Origin of the sequence: Anaeromyxobacter sp. K (assembly GCF_000020805.1) — a bacterium.
Lineage (GTDB): Bacteria > Myxococcota > Myxococcia > Myxococcales > Anaeromyxobacteraceae > Anaeromyxobacter > Anaeromyxobacter dehalogenans.
In genome coordinates, this window is record NC_011145.1 from 1,702,709 (window position 1) to 1,715,792 (window position 13,084).

Here is a 13,084-nt window from a genome sequence, read left to right on the forward strand (position 1 = left end):
CATCGCGTCGTTGCTCCTCCCTCACATGCCGACGGGCATGCTCGGTCGTCGCGCCTCGCGCTGCTCGCGTCTCGACCGCCCGGCTCGGTCCGGGGATTGACTCACGCGCTCTGAGCGCCGCCGCCTCGGGCGCGGGGCGGGGAGGGCACCCGTGGCCGGTCCGCTGTTCACGCTCACCACCGACTTCGGCGCCGGCTCGGGGTTCCCGGCGCAGATGAAGGCGGTGCTGCTCGTCGCGTTCCCGGACGCCCGCCTGGTGGACGTGTCCCACGAGGTGCCCGCGTTCGACGTCCTCGCCGGCGCGCTCATGCTCGAGGCCTGCCTGCCCTGGTTCCCCCGGGAGGCGGTCCACCTCGCCGTGGTGGACCCGGGGGTCGGCACCGCCCGCCGGGCGCTGTGCGTCGTGGATCCCGAGGGGCGACGGCTGCTCGGGCCGGACAACGGGCTGCTCACGCCCTTCCTCGGCCAGGGGGCGCGCGCCTGGGCGCTCGCGACGGGCGGCGTCCTGGCGGCGCCGCGCACCGCCACGTTCCACGGCCGCGACCTGTTCGCCCCGGCGGCCATCTACCTCGCCCGCGGCGGGACGCCCGCCGCGCTCGGCCGGGAGGTGGCGGATCCGGTGCGGCTGGAGTGGCCGGCGGCCGAGGTGGCCGGCGGCGAGCTGCGCGGGGTGGCGCTGGCGGCCGACCGGTTCGGCAACTTGGTCACCTCGATCCGCGCGGCCGACCTGGGCGGCGCGGCGGTGGGCGCCGCGTTCGCGGGCGACCAGCCGGCGCGCTGGGTCCGGACGTTCGGGGAGGGGGCACCGGGCGAGCTGGTCGCGCTGGTGGGGAGCGGGGGCCGGGTGGAGCTGGCCATCCGCGAGGGGAGCGCGGCCGCGCGGCTGGGTGGCGCCCGCGGGCTCACGATCCGCCTCGTTCTTGGCCCGGCCGTGAGCCCCTGATACAGTTTTCGCGGATGACGCCGTCCGGGACGAAGCGGCGCTCCGCGCGCCTCCACCACGAGATCCCCGTGGCCTACCGGACGGTGGGCGCCTTCCTCAGCGACTGGGCCACCGACATCAGCCAGGGCGGGCTGTTCATCAACACGCGCAGCCCGCTGCCGGTCGGCACGGCGGTGAAGATCCTCATACAGCTCCCGGGCGCGTCCTTCCCGTACCACCTGGAAGGCCGCGTCACCCGCGTCAGCCCGTTCGGCAACCCCGTGAACGTCGTGCCGGGCATGGGCATCGAGTTCACCGGCGTGGACGAGCCGCGGCGGCGCGAGCTGGAGGCGTTCGTCTCGCGGCTGCGCCGCGATCTCGACGAGAGCTGAGAGCACGTGAGCCAATCCCCTCCCGTCGCCGCGGCGGCCGATCCGCGTCGCATCGCGTCGTTGCTCCTCCCTCACATGCCGACGGGCATGCTCGGTCGTCGCGCCTCGCGCTGCTCGCGTCTCGACCGCCTGGCTCGGTCCGGGGATTGATTCACGCGCTCTGAGCCCGGCCGGCGCCCGCCGGCTGAAGTTCGCGCCGGGGCGTGTTATCCCCGGCGCGTGCGCATCCCGCTGACCATCGAGGCGCTCGCCCCCGGCGGCGAGGGCGTGGGCCGCCACGGCGAGCTGACCGTGTTCGTGCCCTGGACCGCGCCCGGCGACCGGGTGCTCGCCGACGTCCCGCCGCCGCGCCCCGGGGCGGCCACCGCGCACGGCGCGCTGGTCGAGCTCACCGCGCCCGGCGAGGCCCGGGTGGCCGCGCCGTGCCGCCACTTCGGCCCGGGCCCGTCGCCGGACGCCGCCTGCGGCGGCTGCGAGTGGCTCCACGTCGCGTACCCGGCGCAGCTCGCCGCGAAGGAGCGGTCGCTGCACGAGGCGCTGCGGCGGATCGGCAAGCTCGAGCCGGGCAGCTACCCGGCGCGGCCCATCGTCCCCTCGCCCTCGCCCCTGCGCTACCGCGCCCGCGCCAAGTTCCACCACGACCGCGCCGCCGGCCGGCTGGTGTTCTTCCGCCGGCGCTCCCACGAGCCGGTCCGGCTGCGCGAGTGCCACCTGCTGTCGCCCGGGCTCGACGCGCTGCGCGAGGCGGTCGGGCCGGCGCTCGCCGCGGCGAAGCTCTCGCCGCGCGAGGTGGCGCTGGAGTGGTCGGACGCCGCGGAGCGGGGCGCGGCGTGGCTGCTCCTGCCGGAGGTGACCGCGCCGGTGCGCGCCCGCGCCGAGGCGCTCCTCCGCGCGGTGCCGTCGCTCCAGGGCCTCGTGCTCCAGGCCGAGGGCGGGCAGCCGGTGACCGCCGGCGACCCGGTGCTGCGGCAAGCGCGCGCGCCCGGTCGGCCGGAGGCGGGGACGCAGCGCTCGCGGCCGGACGTGTTCCAGCAGGCGAACCGCGGCGCGAACGCGCGGCTGGTGGAGACCGCGCTCGAGCTGCTCGCGCCCGCGGGCGAGGAGGTCCTCGAGCTGCACTGCGGCGCGGGGAACTTCACCGGGCCGCTCTCGGAGCGGGCCCGGAGCGTCTCCGCGGTGGAGGTGCAGGGGCCGGCGCTCGACCTGGCCCGCGCCGACCTGGGCGGGCGGAACGTGCGCTTCTTCGCGGGCGACGCGCTGGCGCTGGCGCGCGCCTTCGGCCGCGAGGCCGGCCCCGGGGCGCGGCGCTTCGGCGCGGCGCTGCTCGACCCGCCGCGCGAGGGGGCGCGGGGGATCGGGCCCGCGCTCCGCGACCTGGGCGTTCCGCGGGCCGTCTACGTCTCCTGCGACCCGGCCACGTTCGCGCGCGACCTGCGCGCCTGCGTGGAGGCCGGCTATCGCGTCGCGGCGGTGGTCCCGGTGGACATGTTCCCGCAGACGCACCACGTGGAGGGGGTGGCGCTGCTCGAGCGGTAGCGCGCGCCGGGTGGGCTTGCGGCGGGGGGCCGCGCGCACCCACCGTCGCCGCCGTGACACCGTGGTGACACGCCGAGGGCACGCTCCCACCGGCCACCGGCCAGCCCCATGCCCACGCGACTCCCCCTGCACCGTTACCCCGCCCGCACGCTGCCTGCCATGCTCGAGCACACGGCGGCGCGGCTCCCGGACAAGCCGTTCATCCGGTTCTTCGACCCGGCCACGCCCGGCGCGGCGCCGCGGGCCGTGACGTTCGCCGGGTTCCGCGCCGGCGTGGGCCGCGCGGCCGCGTTCCTGCGCGCGCACGGCGTCGGCCCGGGGACGCGCATCCTGCTGCTCGCCGACAACTCGCCGGAGTGGCAGATGGTGGCGCTCGGGGCGCAGCTCCTCCGCGCCGAGCCGGCCGCGATCTTCGCCAGCCTCTCGGCCGAGGCGGCCCAGGGGATCGCGCGGCGGGTGCGGCCGCGGGTGGTGGTCGTCTCGGGCGCGCAGGGCTGGGAGAAGCTCGCGCCCGTCGCCGGCGAGCTGTCCGCCGCCGGCCTGCGGGTGGTCCTCTCCGGCGAGCCGCTCGCCGCGGCGTCGCTCGTCGCCGGCCTCTCGGCCATGACCCTGGCCGACGCGACCGGGCCGGGCGCGCCCGGCCTCGACGGCGCGGAGCACGCCGCGCTCGCCGCCGCGGTGGGCGAGGAGGACCCGTTCCTGCTGCTCTTCACGAGCGGCACCACCGGCCGGCCCAAGGGCGTCCGGCTGCCGCAGCGCGCGATGGTGCACGCGGTCGAGGGCGGGACGCTGCCGGTCGGCACCACCGAGGACGACCTCGGCGTGCACTTCCTGCCGTTCGCCCACGTGGCCGGGCACGCCCAGTTCACGCTGGCGCTGGCCCAGGGGCACGCGCTCGCGATGACCGCCCGGCGCGAGGACATCGAGCGCGCGCTGGAGCTCCACCCGACCTACCTGTTCTCGGTGCCGCTCGTGTACGAGCGGATCCGCGCCGGCGTGCTGGCGCGGGTGGACGCGCTGCCGGGGCCGGCGCGCGCGCTCGCCCGGCGCGCGCTGGAGGCGGCGGCGCGGGTGCGGGTGGACGGCTCGCGGCGTCTCCCCGATCGCGCCCTGGCGCGCCTCGCCGACCGGCTGGTGGGGCGCGCCGTGCGGGCCAGGCTCGGCGGCCGCATCCGCGGCCTGTTCGCCGGCGGCGCCCCCGCGGCGCCGGCGCTGTTCCGGTTCTACGAGGCGCTCGGCATCCCCATGGTCGAGCTCTACGGCATGAGCGAGACGGCCGGGCTCATCTCGTCCAACCTGTTCTCGGGCCCGCGCCGTGCCGGGAGCGCCGGGTACCCGACGCCCGAGCACGACCTGCGCTTCGCCCCCGACGGCGAGCTGCAGGTGCGCGGCCCGCTCCTGTTCACCGGCTACCTCGAGCCCGAGGACGCCGAGGATGCCTACACGGACGACGGCTTCTTCCGCACCGGCGACGTCGGGTGCGAGGAGCCGGACGGCGCGCTCCGGATCGACGGCCGGAAGAAGAACCTCATGGTGCTCTCCACCGGCAAGAAGGTGTCGCCCGAGCCGGTGGAGCAGGCCATCGCGGCCGCCGAGCCGTTCCAGGGCGCGGTGCTGCTCGGCGAGGGACGTCCGTTCGTGGCCGCGGCCGTGTTCGTGGCCAGGGAGGAGCTGGCCCGCCTCGCCGCCGCCGGCAAGGACGCGGCCGAGGAGCTGCTCCCGCGCGCCCGCGCCGCGCTGGCCGCGTTCAGCGAGTTCGAGAAGCCCAAGCGCCTGCTGGTGATCCCGGGCGCGCCGCACGAGCACCCCGCGCTCGTCACGCCGACGCTGAAGGTGAAGCGCGACGCGCTCGTCGAGTGGCTGGCGCCCTCGCTGGCGCGGCTGTACGGCGCGGTGTAGGCGCCGCCCGCCCTCGTCGCCGATCGTCACCCGAGGTGCGCCCGGGTCGCACCGCCCGTCGCGTGGACCCCGCCCGCGCGACTTGGGGCGGGCCGGGGCGGCTGCTACAAGCCAGACCATCGGTCCGGTGCGACGGGGGGAGCGATGGATTCACGTGTCGTGACGTGCGCACGCTGCGGCGGCGAGGTGCCCGGGGGCGCGCCGCGCTGCACGTGCGGGTATCCGACCTCGCCTGCCGCCGCCACCGGGCGCGCGCCGGGGTCGCCGCCGCCGCTCCCGGCCGCCGCGCCCGCGCCGACCCCCGCGCCGGCGTCGACGCCCGCCGTGCCGCTCGCGCAGGCGCTCGGCTTCGACGACGCTCCGGGGCCGGCGGACGGGGCCGAGGCCAGCTTCGAGGATCTCGACCTGGGCGGCGAGCCGGAGCCGCAGGCGCCGGCCGCCGCCGCGCCGGCCGTCGCGGAGCGCGCCCGCTACCGCGGCCCGGCCGCCGGCCCCGCCTTCGCGCGCGTCACCCCTCGCCGCGGCGCCGCGCCGGTGCTGGGCGCCGTCGCGGTGCTGTGCCTCGGCGCGGTGTTCGCGTTCGTCTGGCAGGCGCGGAAGCTGGAGCGCGCCGCGCCGGCCCCGGACGCCGCCACCGCCATCGCCACCGCGCCGGCGGCCGCGACGGCGCCTGCGCCCGCCGCCCGCCCCGGCGTCCGCCGATCCCGCCGCGCTCGCCGTCGCGCCGGCGCCCGCGCCCGTGGTCGCCGCCCGCACGCTGGCCCCGGCCGCCGCGCCGTCCAGGGTGCCGGCCGAGCCGCCCGCGCCGCGCCCCCGCGCCGCCCGCGAGCAGCCGGCGCCGTCGCCCGCACCGCGGCCGTCCACCGCGCGCGCCGCCGAGCGCGCTGCCGACCCGGCCCCGGCGCGCGGCGGAGGCTCGGTCGGCCCGGCCACGCTGGTCTCGCTCGATCACGCGGACGCCGGGCGCGGCGCCTGGACCGACGTGCCGCTCCCGCCGCCGCCCGCGGGCGCGACGCCGGTGGAGGACGCGCCGCGCTACGCGGCGGAGGGCTTCCGGAAGCCGCACCTCGAGGTCGCGCGCTGCGTGCAGGACGCCATCCGGCTTCCGCGCGACGCGCGGGAGCGGGTGAGCGGGCCGGTGACGGTCCGCTTCGCGGTGGCGAAGGACGGGACGGTGGGGCTGTTCCAGGTGATGGGGGACCTGCCCGACCGCCGCGTCGCCGACGCCATCTGGACCGCGGTGCGCGGCTGCCGCTTCGCACCCGGCGCCGACGCGGCGGGCAAGCCCACCCGGCTCTGGGTGGTGATGCCCATCCGCTTCGACGAGTAGCGCGCGGGGGCGGCGGCGCGGGTCAAGGGCCGGTCACCAGCGCGCCCGCGCTCCAGGCGGTGCCGCCGCGCAGGTCCCGCACCACCGACCAGACCAGCGCCGGTCCTGCGGGCGCCGGTGCGTACCGGTCGGCCTCGCCCGCGCCGTGCGTGACGAGCCGGTCGATCTCGCCGGCGGTCCCGAACCAGGAGAACGCCCAGGTCTCGCGCCGGGTCTCGATGGGCCGACCGTCCGAGTCGGCGTACACGTACTCCTCGAGCAGCGCCGCGGGGTCGCCGGGGAGGGCGGGGAGCAGGTCCTGATCGCCGCCCGCGATCGCGGCGGGCGGCGCGCCCGGCGGCGGCAGCGCGGCGCCGCCCAGGCGGACCGCCGAGATCACCGGGTTCGCGTTGGGCGGGGAGAGCGCCTCCGGGCCGCGCACCCGCACGCGCTTCAGCGCGATCACGTGTCCGCGGAGGTCCCACTCGGCCAGCAGGCGCGCGGCCACCTCGGCCAGCGCCGCGCACGCGTCCGGCGCCGCGGACGCCGGCGCGAGCTCCGCGGGCGCCGCGTCGAGCGCGAGCGCGATCACCGTCACCTCCAGCCCGAGCACCCGCTCCGCCGCGCCGGCGGGGAGCGCCGAGAAGGAGAGCTCCGGCGGCAGCTCGTAGGCGGGCTCGGGCAGCGTCACCTCGGAGCCCGGATCGGCCGGGTCGCGCCGCACCACCGCCGCCTCGCAGCCCAGCGGGCCGCAAGCGGCCGCGCCCGCGAAGGTGAGCGCGCCGGCGCGGCCCCGCCCCGGCGCCGCGCAGGCCTCGGCGAGGTCGGCGCCCGAGAGGAGGGCGGCCGGGTCGGTCAGCGCCTCGAGGCGGGCGCACCCGGACGCGTCCGGTGCGCCGGGCACGGGCGTGCACGCGAGGTGGATCACCGTCGCGCGGCGGGAGGGATCGGCCGCCTGGAGCGGGTGCGCGACCAGCGCGTCGAGCGCGGCGCGGGCCGGGGCGCTCCCGTCGCCGGCGGGGGCGATCTCGGGCGGCTCGGCGCGGATCGCGAGCACCCGGAGGCCGGAGACCTCGGAGGCCGGCGGAAAGTCCGGGGCGCACCCGGAGACGAACGCGGCGAGGAGGAGGGCGAGCGGGAGCGGCAGGAGGTGGCGCATGGCGGGCTCCGTCAGTACTCGGCGCGCAGGCCGAACGCGGGGAAGAAGGGGAGGCCGGTCACCCAGCCCCGGCGCGTGTAGTCGTGGTTCCAGGCGACCGCCTCGGCGTTCTCCCGTGCGGTCGCGTTCTGGATCTCGAGGTAGGCGGCGAACGTCCAGGTGCGGTAGGTCCACTTCTTGTCGGCGCGGACGTCGAGCTGGAAGAACGCCGGCATCCGCGCCGACCGGCGCCCGGTCTCGAGCGGGCGGTACGCGTCCGCGTCGGCGTCGTACACGGCGGCGCGGACGGGCTCGTAGGGATTGCCGCTGCCCGCGCGCAGGCGGAAGCCGGCGGACAGGCCGTCCCACAGCTCCGGGAGCTCCCAGCTCCCCACCGCCACGAGGTTGAGCGGCTGGTCGTAGGCGTCGCCCTCGTCCTCGAGCCGCTCCCCGCCCACCGCCTGCCCGCGCCGCGTGCGCGACCACGACGTGGCGAGCCAGCCCGTGAAGCGGGCCCCGGGCTCCCAGCGGAGCAGCAGCTCCGCGCCGCGCGCGCGCCCGGTGCCGCGGCTGGAGAAGCGCTCCGGCACCTCGACGCCGTCGCGGACCACCGTGGCGTCCGACGGGAGCGCCAGGTCGAACAGGCGCTTCGCGAAGAGCTGCACGCCCACGGTGAGGCGCGGGAGGAGGCGCTGCTCCACGCCGGCCGAGTACTGCCAGGCGCCCTCCGGCCGGAGCGCCGGGTTGCCCCACTCCTCGGTGAGGTAGGCGAGCGGCGGCGACTGGTGGTAGAGGCCGGCGGCCGCGGTGAGCGCGGTCGAGGCACGGAGCTGCCAGCGGGCCGCGACGCGCGGGTCCGCCCAGGTGCGCGTGCCCAGCAGCCGCTGCGCGTCGGCGCGGATCCCCGGGACGATCGCCACGCCCGCCGCCGGCTTCCAGGTCGCCTCCAGGAACGCGCCGCCCTCGGCGCCCTCGATCCGCGCGCGGTATCGCCTCGGCGGTTCCTGCGGCGAGGGCACCTGGCCCGGCGGCGGGAAGGGCGGGGCGGTCACCTCGACGCGCGCCGACGGCGCCCAGCCGCCGTCCACGCCGGCGGCGAGGTCGAGCCACGGCGCCGCGGCGTGGCGGACCTCGCTGCGCACGCTGCCGGTGAAGACCCGGGACCGCTCCTGGTACGCGTCGCCGGCCCGGATGGTCGCGTCCTGCCAGTCGCCGCCCGCCGAGACCTCGACCCGCGTCGCCTCGCTGGCGCGGTGCGCCCAGCGCAGCGTGGCGACCGAGAAGCGGGTCCCGTACTCGAGCAGCGCCACGTCGCGGAGCTCCTCCCGCGCCACGCCGGTGAGGACCATCCGATCGTCCGATCCGAACACGTCGAGGCGGACCGTGTCGTCCGGGCCGGGGTGCCAGGCCGCCTTGGCCTGCAGGTCGTAGTAGCGCGGCGCCACGCGCATCCCGGGGCCGTCGTCGGACTGCTCGGCGGCGCGGGTCAGGATCGCGTCGGCGTAGGAGCGCCGCGCGGCGAGCGCCACGCCCACCCCGGCCGCCGTCGTCCCCTCGACGAGCGCGGTGGCGTGGTACAGGTTCACGTCGGCGAGCGCGTGGCTGTGCTCGCCCGGATCGCGGGTGACGAGGTTCACCCGGCCGCCGATCGCGCGCCCGGTGCGCACGCCGAAGTTGCCCGGCTCGAACTCCACGTCCTGGAGCAGGTCCGAGGCGTAGACGCTGGTCAGGCCGCCGAAGTGGAACACCTGCGGCACCCGCTGGCCGTCCACGTAGACGCGGGTGTCGCGCGGATTGCCGCCGCGGACCACGAGCTGGCCGGAGGGGCCGGGCGGCCGCGCCACGCCGGGCAGGTTCTGCAGCACCTTCACCGCGTCGCCGGACGCGCCGGGGACGCGGCGCACCTCGCCGGCGGAGAGCGCCACCCGCGAGACCTCGCGCGCCTCCCGCTCCCCGACCACCACCGCCTCGTATTCGCCCGGGCCGGCCGCCCGCGCCACCCAGTACGTCGCCTCCAGCGCCTCGCCCGCGCGGACCTCCTCCATCGAGCGGAGCGGCCGGTGCGCGCCGTCCTCGACGGTGACCGCCACCGGGCCGGCCGGGACCCCGGCGAGCGCGAAGCGTCCGTCACGGTCGGTGTAGGTCGAGCGCCCCTCGCCGGCGGCCGGCTCGGCCCGCACCAGCGCGCCGGCCACCGGCAGGCGGGTGCCGCGCTCCAGCACCCGCCCGCGAAGCTCGGGCGGCGCGGGGGCGTCCTCGGGCGCGGCGAGCCGGAACTCGAAGCGGTAGGCGATGCGCACCGCCGCAGGCTTCCCGTCGATCTCGGCGGGCGTGAAGCGGAGGCGGCGCGCGGCGGCGAGCGCCGCCTCGTCGAGCCCGTGGTCGGCGGACCCGGTCACCTCGGCCGAGACCACCTCGCCCGCATCGGAGAGCTCCAGCTCGAGCGCGACCACGCCGGTGACGCCGGCGGCCCGGGCGGCCTCCGGGTAGTCCGGCTCGACCGCCTCGAGGAGCTCCGGTGCGCGGGTCAGGGCGCCCACGCCCTCGCCGGCGCGAGCGAGGGGAGGCGCCGCCGCGAGGAGCGCGGCGGCGAGCGTGAGGAGGCGGATCATGGGGTCACTCCAGGACGAAGGTGTAGGTGAAGCGGATCTCGGTCTCGACCGGCTCGCCCTCGAGCAGCGCCGGCTGGAAGCGGAAGCCGAGCGCGGCCGCGCGGGCCGCCGCGCCGAGCCCGCCGCCCGGCTCGGAGAGCACGCGCGCCGCGGCCACGCGGCCCTCCCGATCGACGCGCAGGAGCAGCACCACCCGGCCCTCCAGCCCGGCGCGGCGGGCGTCGGGCGGGTAAGGCACCTCCGGTCGCGCCACGAGCCGCGGCTGCGCCGAGGGCCGCGGCGCGGCGGGGAGCGGCCGGGCCGGCTCCGGCGCGTCGGCGACCTCCCGAGGGCGGCCCGCGAGCGTGTCGCCGGTGCCCACCGCGAAGCCGCCCGCGGTGGCGGTGGACGAGAGCGAGATGCCCACGCGCGGCGCGCGGGCCGGCGCGGGCGAGGGGGCGGGCGCGTCCGGGGGCGGCGGCGGCGCGGGCGCGGGCGGCGCCGGGATGGGCCGCGGCGGCGGGAGCGCCGCGGCGGCGACCCGGCGCGGCGGAGGCGGCGCGGCGGGCGGCGGCTCCGGGGCGGGCGGCGGGGCCGGCGGCGGCGCGGCCTCGAGGTCCACCACCACCGGCGCGGGCCGCTCGCGAGGCCTCGGCGGGAGGCGCAGCGCCGCGGCGAGGATCGCCGCGTGCAGCAGGAGCGAGGCCGCGGCGGCGCCGGCGAGCGGGCCGCGGAGCCCGGGCGCTTGCCCCGCGGTCACCGCGCCGCTCCCGCGTCCTCGCGCTCGATCTGGATGGCGAAGCGGGTGAGCCCCTCGGTCTTCACCAGGTCGATGAGCGACACCACCGCGCCGTGCGAGGCCGCGCGGTCGGCGCCGATGACCGCGCGCGCCTCCGGGCTCCGGGCGAGCGCGGCGCGCACCGCCGCCCGCGCCGCGTCGCGCTCCACCGGCGCGCCGTCGAGGAACAGGTGGCCGCCGCGGTCGAGCGTGAACGCGAGCGTGGGGCCGGTGGACTCGCCGCCGCTCGCGGCGCGGGGCAGGTCCACGTCGATGCCGTCCTTCACCACGTACGTGGCGGTGACCATGAAGACCACCAGCAGCACCAGCGTGACGTCCACCAGCGGCGTCACGTTGATGCCGGTGATCGCGTCGTCGGGGTCGTTGGAGTGCGCGGCCATGGCGGGCTCCCGGGTCAGGCGGCGGTGACGGGCGGGCGCGCCCGCGCCAGCGCGGCCTGGCGGACCTCGTCGCGCTCCAGGTGGGCGGCGAGCGCGTGCTCGATCGCCTCCGCGCGCTGCACCAGCGCTTTCAGCCAGCGCTGGTAGCCGTTGAACGCGACCACCGCCGGGATCGCCACCAGGATGCCCGCGGCGGTCGCGACCAGGGCCTCCGAGATGCCGGCCATCACCGCCGCGGCGCCCGCGCCGCGCGGCCCGCCCACCGCCAGGTCGGAGAACGCCTGGATGACGCCGATCACGGTGCCGAACAGCCCGAGGAAGGGGGCGTTGTTCCCGAGCGTCCCGAGGAACGACAGCGCGCGCTCGTAGCCGGGCCGCGCCTCGGCGATCGCGCACGCGACCGCCTCGTGCACCGACGCCGGGCCGCCCTCGGCGGCGTCGAGGGCGGCGCGCGCCACCTCGGCCTCGAGCCCCCGCAGCCGTCCGACCCGGAGCCGCGCCTCCTCCAGGCGCCCCGCGCGCAGCAGCGGCAGCAGCCCCGGGACCGGCGCGCGGCGCCGCGCGAACCAGGCGAGCCGCTCGAGGATCAGCGTCACCGACGCCACGGAGAGCGCGGCGAGCAGGAACATCACCCACTCCGCGCCGGCGCGGGTGAACAGGTGGAACAGTGCGTTCGTCATGTCTCGCTCCGGGGCGACCGCGCCTGCGGCCGCCGTCGAGCGCGAAACACCGCTGCCCCGCGGCCGCGCTACCGCGGGCGCGCAGCGGCTCCCGCCCGACCCTCCGGGAGGCGGGCGGCGGTCCGGGAGCTGGCGGTGATCGCCCGGTGGGCGCGGGGCGGCGCCTCAGCGGGCCGGGGCGGGCTGGGAGCGGATGGCCTCGAGCCGCTCGACCAGGGTCGGGTGGCTGTAGTGCCAGGCGCTGTACCAGGGGTGCGGGTGCAGGTTGGAGAGGTTCTCGCCGTTCAGCCGCACCAGCGCGCTCGCGAGCGCGTCCGGCGCCCGCGCCAGCGCGATCGCGTAGCGGTCCGCCTCGTACTCGTGGCGGCGGGACATCTGCGCCGCGAGCGGCGCGAGCCAGAACACGAACGCGCCGCCGCACAGCGAGAGCAGCGCGACGGCCGCGTGGAGCGAGGGGCCGTCGAAGCCGAACGCGGTGTAGAGCGGCGGCCACGGCACGATCCGCGAGAGGACGAACAGCATCCCCAGCGTCCCGGCGAGCGACAGCGCCAGGCCGCGGTGCACGTGGTGGCGGCGGTAGTGGCCGATCTCGTGCGCCAGCACGCTGGCGGCCTCGTCCACGCTCATGCTCGCCACCAGCGTGTCGAACAGCACGATGCGAGGCCGGAAGATCCCGGTGAAGTACGCGTTCGAGTGGCCGGAGCGGCGCGACGCGTCCATCACGAACAGCCCGCGGTTCGCGAAGCCCGCGTCGCGCGAGAGCGCGTCGAGGCGCTCGCGGAGCGGCCCGTCCGGCAGCGGCTGGAACCGGTTGAACAGCGGCGCGATGAACGTCGGCCAGGCCCAGAGCAGGACCACCTGGACGACCACCAGGAACGCGAACAGCCACAGCCACCACTGCGCGCCCGCGAAGCGCATGAAGCCGTAGACCGCGTACAGGATGGGGACGCCGAGCAGCGCCTGGAGCGCGAGCCCGCGGGCGCGGTCGCCGAGCCAGGTCCCCAGGGTGGTCCGGTTGAAGCCGAAGCGGGCCTCGGTCACGAACGTGCGCCAGGCGGAGAAGGGGAGCGCGAGCGCGGCGCCGCCCAGCGCCAGGATCGTCAGGTAGGCGACGAACCGGTGCGGCCCCGCCAGGCGCGCCGAGACGGCGCGGTCGAGCCAGGGCAGCACGCCGGAGAACAGCACCACGAGCGTGGCCGCGGCGGAGAAGAGCCCGTCGGCGAGCGCCAGCCGTCCGTTCGCGAGCGTGTACGCCCGGCTCCGCGCCGCGATCTCCTCGCTCAGCTGCCCCGCGAGCGGCGCCGGCACGCCCTGCGCCCGGCGGGCGTGGCGGAGGTTCAGCGCGAGGAGCCCGGTCTCCACCGCCACCTGCACGGCGAACAGCGCCAGGAAGACCGGGACGACCAGGGGGCCCATGACCTCCCGTCATACACCGCCC

General features: G+C 78.4%; 11 protein-coding genes. 5 read left to right on the forward strand and 6 right to left on the reverse strand.

All coding sequences use genetic code 11. The features are described 5' to 3' along the window. Positions 1-151: 151 nt before the first annotated feature. The 5 genes from ANAEK_RS07530 to ANAEK_RS23285 all read left to right on the forward strand — a co-directional run bounded on the left by ANAEK_RS07530 (position 152) and on the right by ANAEK_RS23285 (position 6,079). Entirely contained in the window at positions 152-943 is a 792-nt protein-coding gene (locus ANAEK_RS07530) for an S-adenosyl-l-methionine hydroxide adenosyltransferase family protein (RefSeq protein ID WP_012525553.1), read from the forward strand. Between the two features lie 14 nt (positions 944-957). Then, positions 958-1,314 carry a TIGR02266 family protein gene (locus tag ANAEK_RS07535; RefSeq protein ID WP_012525554.1) on the forward strand — a complete coding sequence of 119 codons (357 nt, stop codon included), beginning with the start codon at positions 958-960 and terminating at the stop codon, positions 1,312-1,314. A 219-nt stretch (positions 1,315-1,533) separates the two neighbouring features. After that, positions 1,534-2,850, forward strand: a complete 1,317-nt coding sequence (locus tag ANAEK_RS07540) for a class I SAM-dependent RNA methyltransferase (protein WP_012525555.1) — start codon at positions 1,534-1,536, stop codon at positions 2,848-2,850. A gap of 159 nt (positions 2,851-3,009) precedes the next feature. Further along, a complete protein-coding gene (locus ANAEK_RS07545; RefSeq protein WP_232288396.1) occupies positions 3,010-4,749 on the forward strand; it encodes an AMP-binding protein in 1,740 nt (579 codons plus the stop codon). 739 nt (positions 4,750-5,488) lie between these two features. Next, complete coding sequence (locus tag ANAEK_RS23285; protein WP_049778370.1) at positions 5,489-6,079, forward strand: TonB family protein; 591 nt, start codon at positions 5,489-5,491, stop codon at positions 6,077-6,079. Between the two features lie 22 nt (positions 6,080-6,101). Here the strand turns inward: ANAEK_RS23285 and ANAEK_RS07555 are convergent, their stop codons facing one another. The 6 genes from ANAEK_RS07555 to ANAEK_RS07580 all read right to left on the reverse strand — a co-directional run bounded on the left by ANAEK_RS07555 (position 6,102) and on the right by ANAEK_RS07580 (position 13,062). Next, entirely contained in the window at positions 6,102-7,217 is a 1,116-nt protein-coding gene (locus ANAEK_RS07555; RefSeq protein WP_012525557.1) for a hypothetical protein, read from the reverse strand. An 11-nt stretch (positions 7,218-7,228) separates the two neighbouring features. Next, on the reverse strand, positions 7,229-9,808 hold the full coding sequence (locus ANAEK_RS07560; RefSeq protein WP_012525558.1) for a TonB-dependent receptor domain-containing protein: 2,580 nt from the start codon (positions 9,806-9,808) through the stop codon (positions 7,229-7,231). Between the two features lie 4 nt (positions 9,809-9,812). Continuing rightward, positions 9,813-10,547: an energy transducer TonB gene (locus tag ANAEK_RS23600; protein WP_012525559.1), complete on the reverse strand. Its 735-nt coding sequence runs from the start codon at positions 10,545-10,547 to the stop codon at positions 9,813-9,815. Beyond that, positions 10,544-10,966, reverse strand: a complete 423-nt coding sequence (locus ANAEK_RS07570; RefSeq protein WP_012525560.1) for a biopolymer transporter ExbD — start codon at positions 10,964-10,966, stop codon at positions 10,544-10,546. Before ANAEK_RS07570 ends, ANAEK_RS23600 begins: the two co-directional genes overlap by 4 nt. A gap of 14 nt (positions 10,967-10,980) precedes the next feature. Next, positions 10,981-11,646, reverse strand: coding sequence for a MotA/TolQ/ExbB proton channel family protein (locus ANAEK_RS07575; protein ID WP_012525561.1), 666 nt, complete (start codon positions 11,644-11,646; stop codon positions 10,981-10,983). 165 nt (positions 11,647-11,811) lie between these two features. Next, a complete protein-coding gene (locus ANAEK_RS07580; RefSeq protein ID WP_012525562.1) occupies positions 11,812-13,062 on the reverse strand; it encodes a M48 family metallopeptidase in 1,251 nt (416 codons plus the stop codon). Positions 13,063-13,084 lie beyond the last annotated feature (22 nt).

Coding starts and splice junctions, on each gene's coding strand:
- ANAEK_RS07535 (WP_012525554.1), top strand. CDS start 958: ATGACGCCGTCCGGGACGAAGCGGCGCTCCGCGCGCCTCCACCACGAG.
- ANAEK_RS07545 (WP_232288396.1), top strand. CDS start 3,010: ATGCTCGAGCACACGGCGGCGCGGCTCCCGGACAAGCCGTTCATCCGG.
- ANAEK_RS07555 (WP_012525557.1), bottom strand. CDS start 7,217: ATGCGCCACCTCCTGCCGCTCCCGCTCGCCCTCCTCCTCGCCGCGTTC.
- ANAEK_RS07560 (WP_012525558.1), bottom strand. CDS start 9,808: ATGATCCGCCTCCTCACGCTCGCCGCCGCGCTCCTCGCGGCGGCGCCT.
- ANAEK_RS07570 (WP_012525560.1), bottom strand. CDS start 10,966: ATGGCCGCGCACTCCAACGACCCCGACGACGCGATCACCGGCATCAAC.
- ANAEK_RS07575 (WP_012525561.1), bottom strand. CDS start 11,646: ATGACGAACGCACTGTTCCACCTGTTCACCCGCGCCGGCGCGGAGTGG.
- ANAEK_RS07580 (WP_012525562.1), bottom strand. CDS start 13,062: ATGGGCCCCCTGGTCGTCCCGGTCTTCCTGGCGCTGTTCGCCGTGCAG.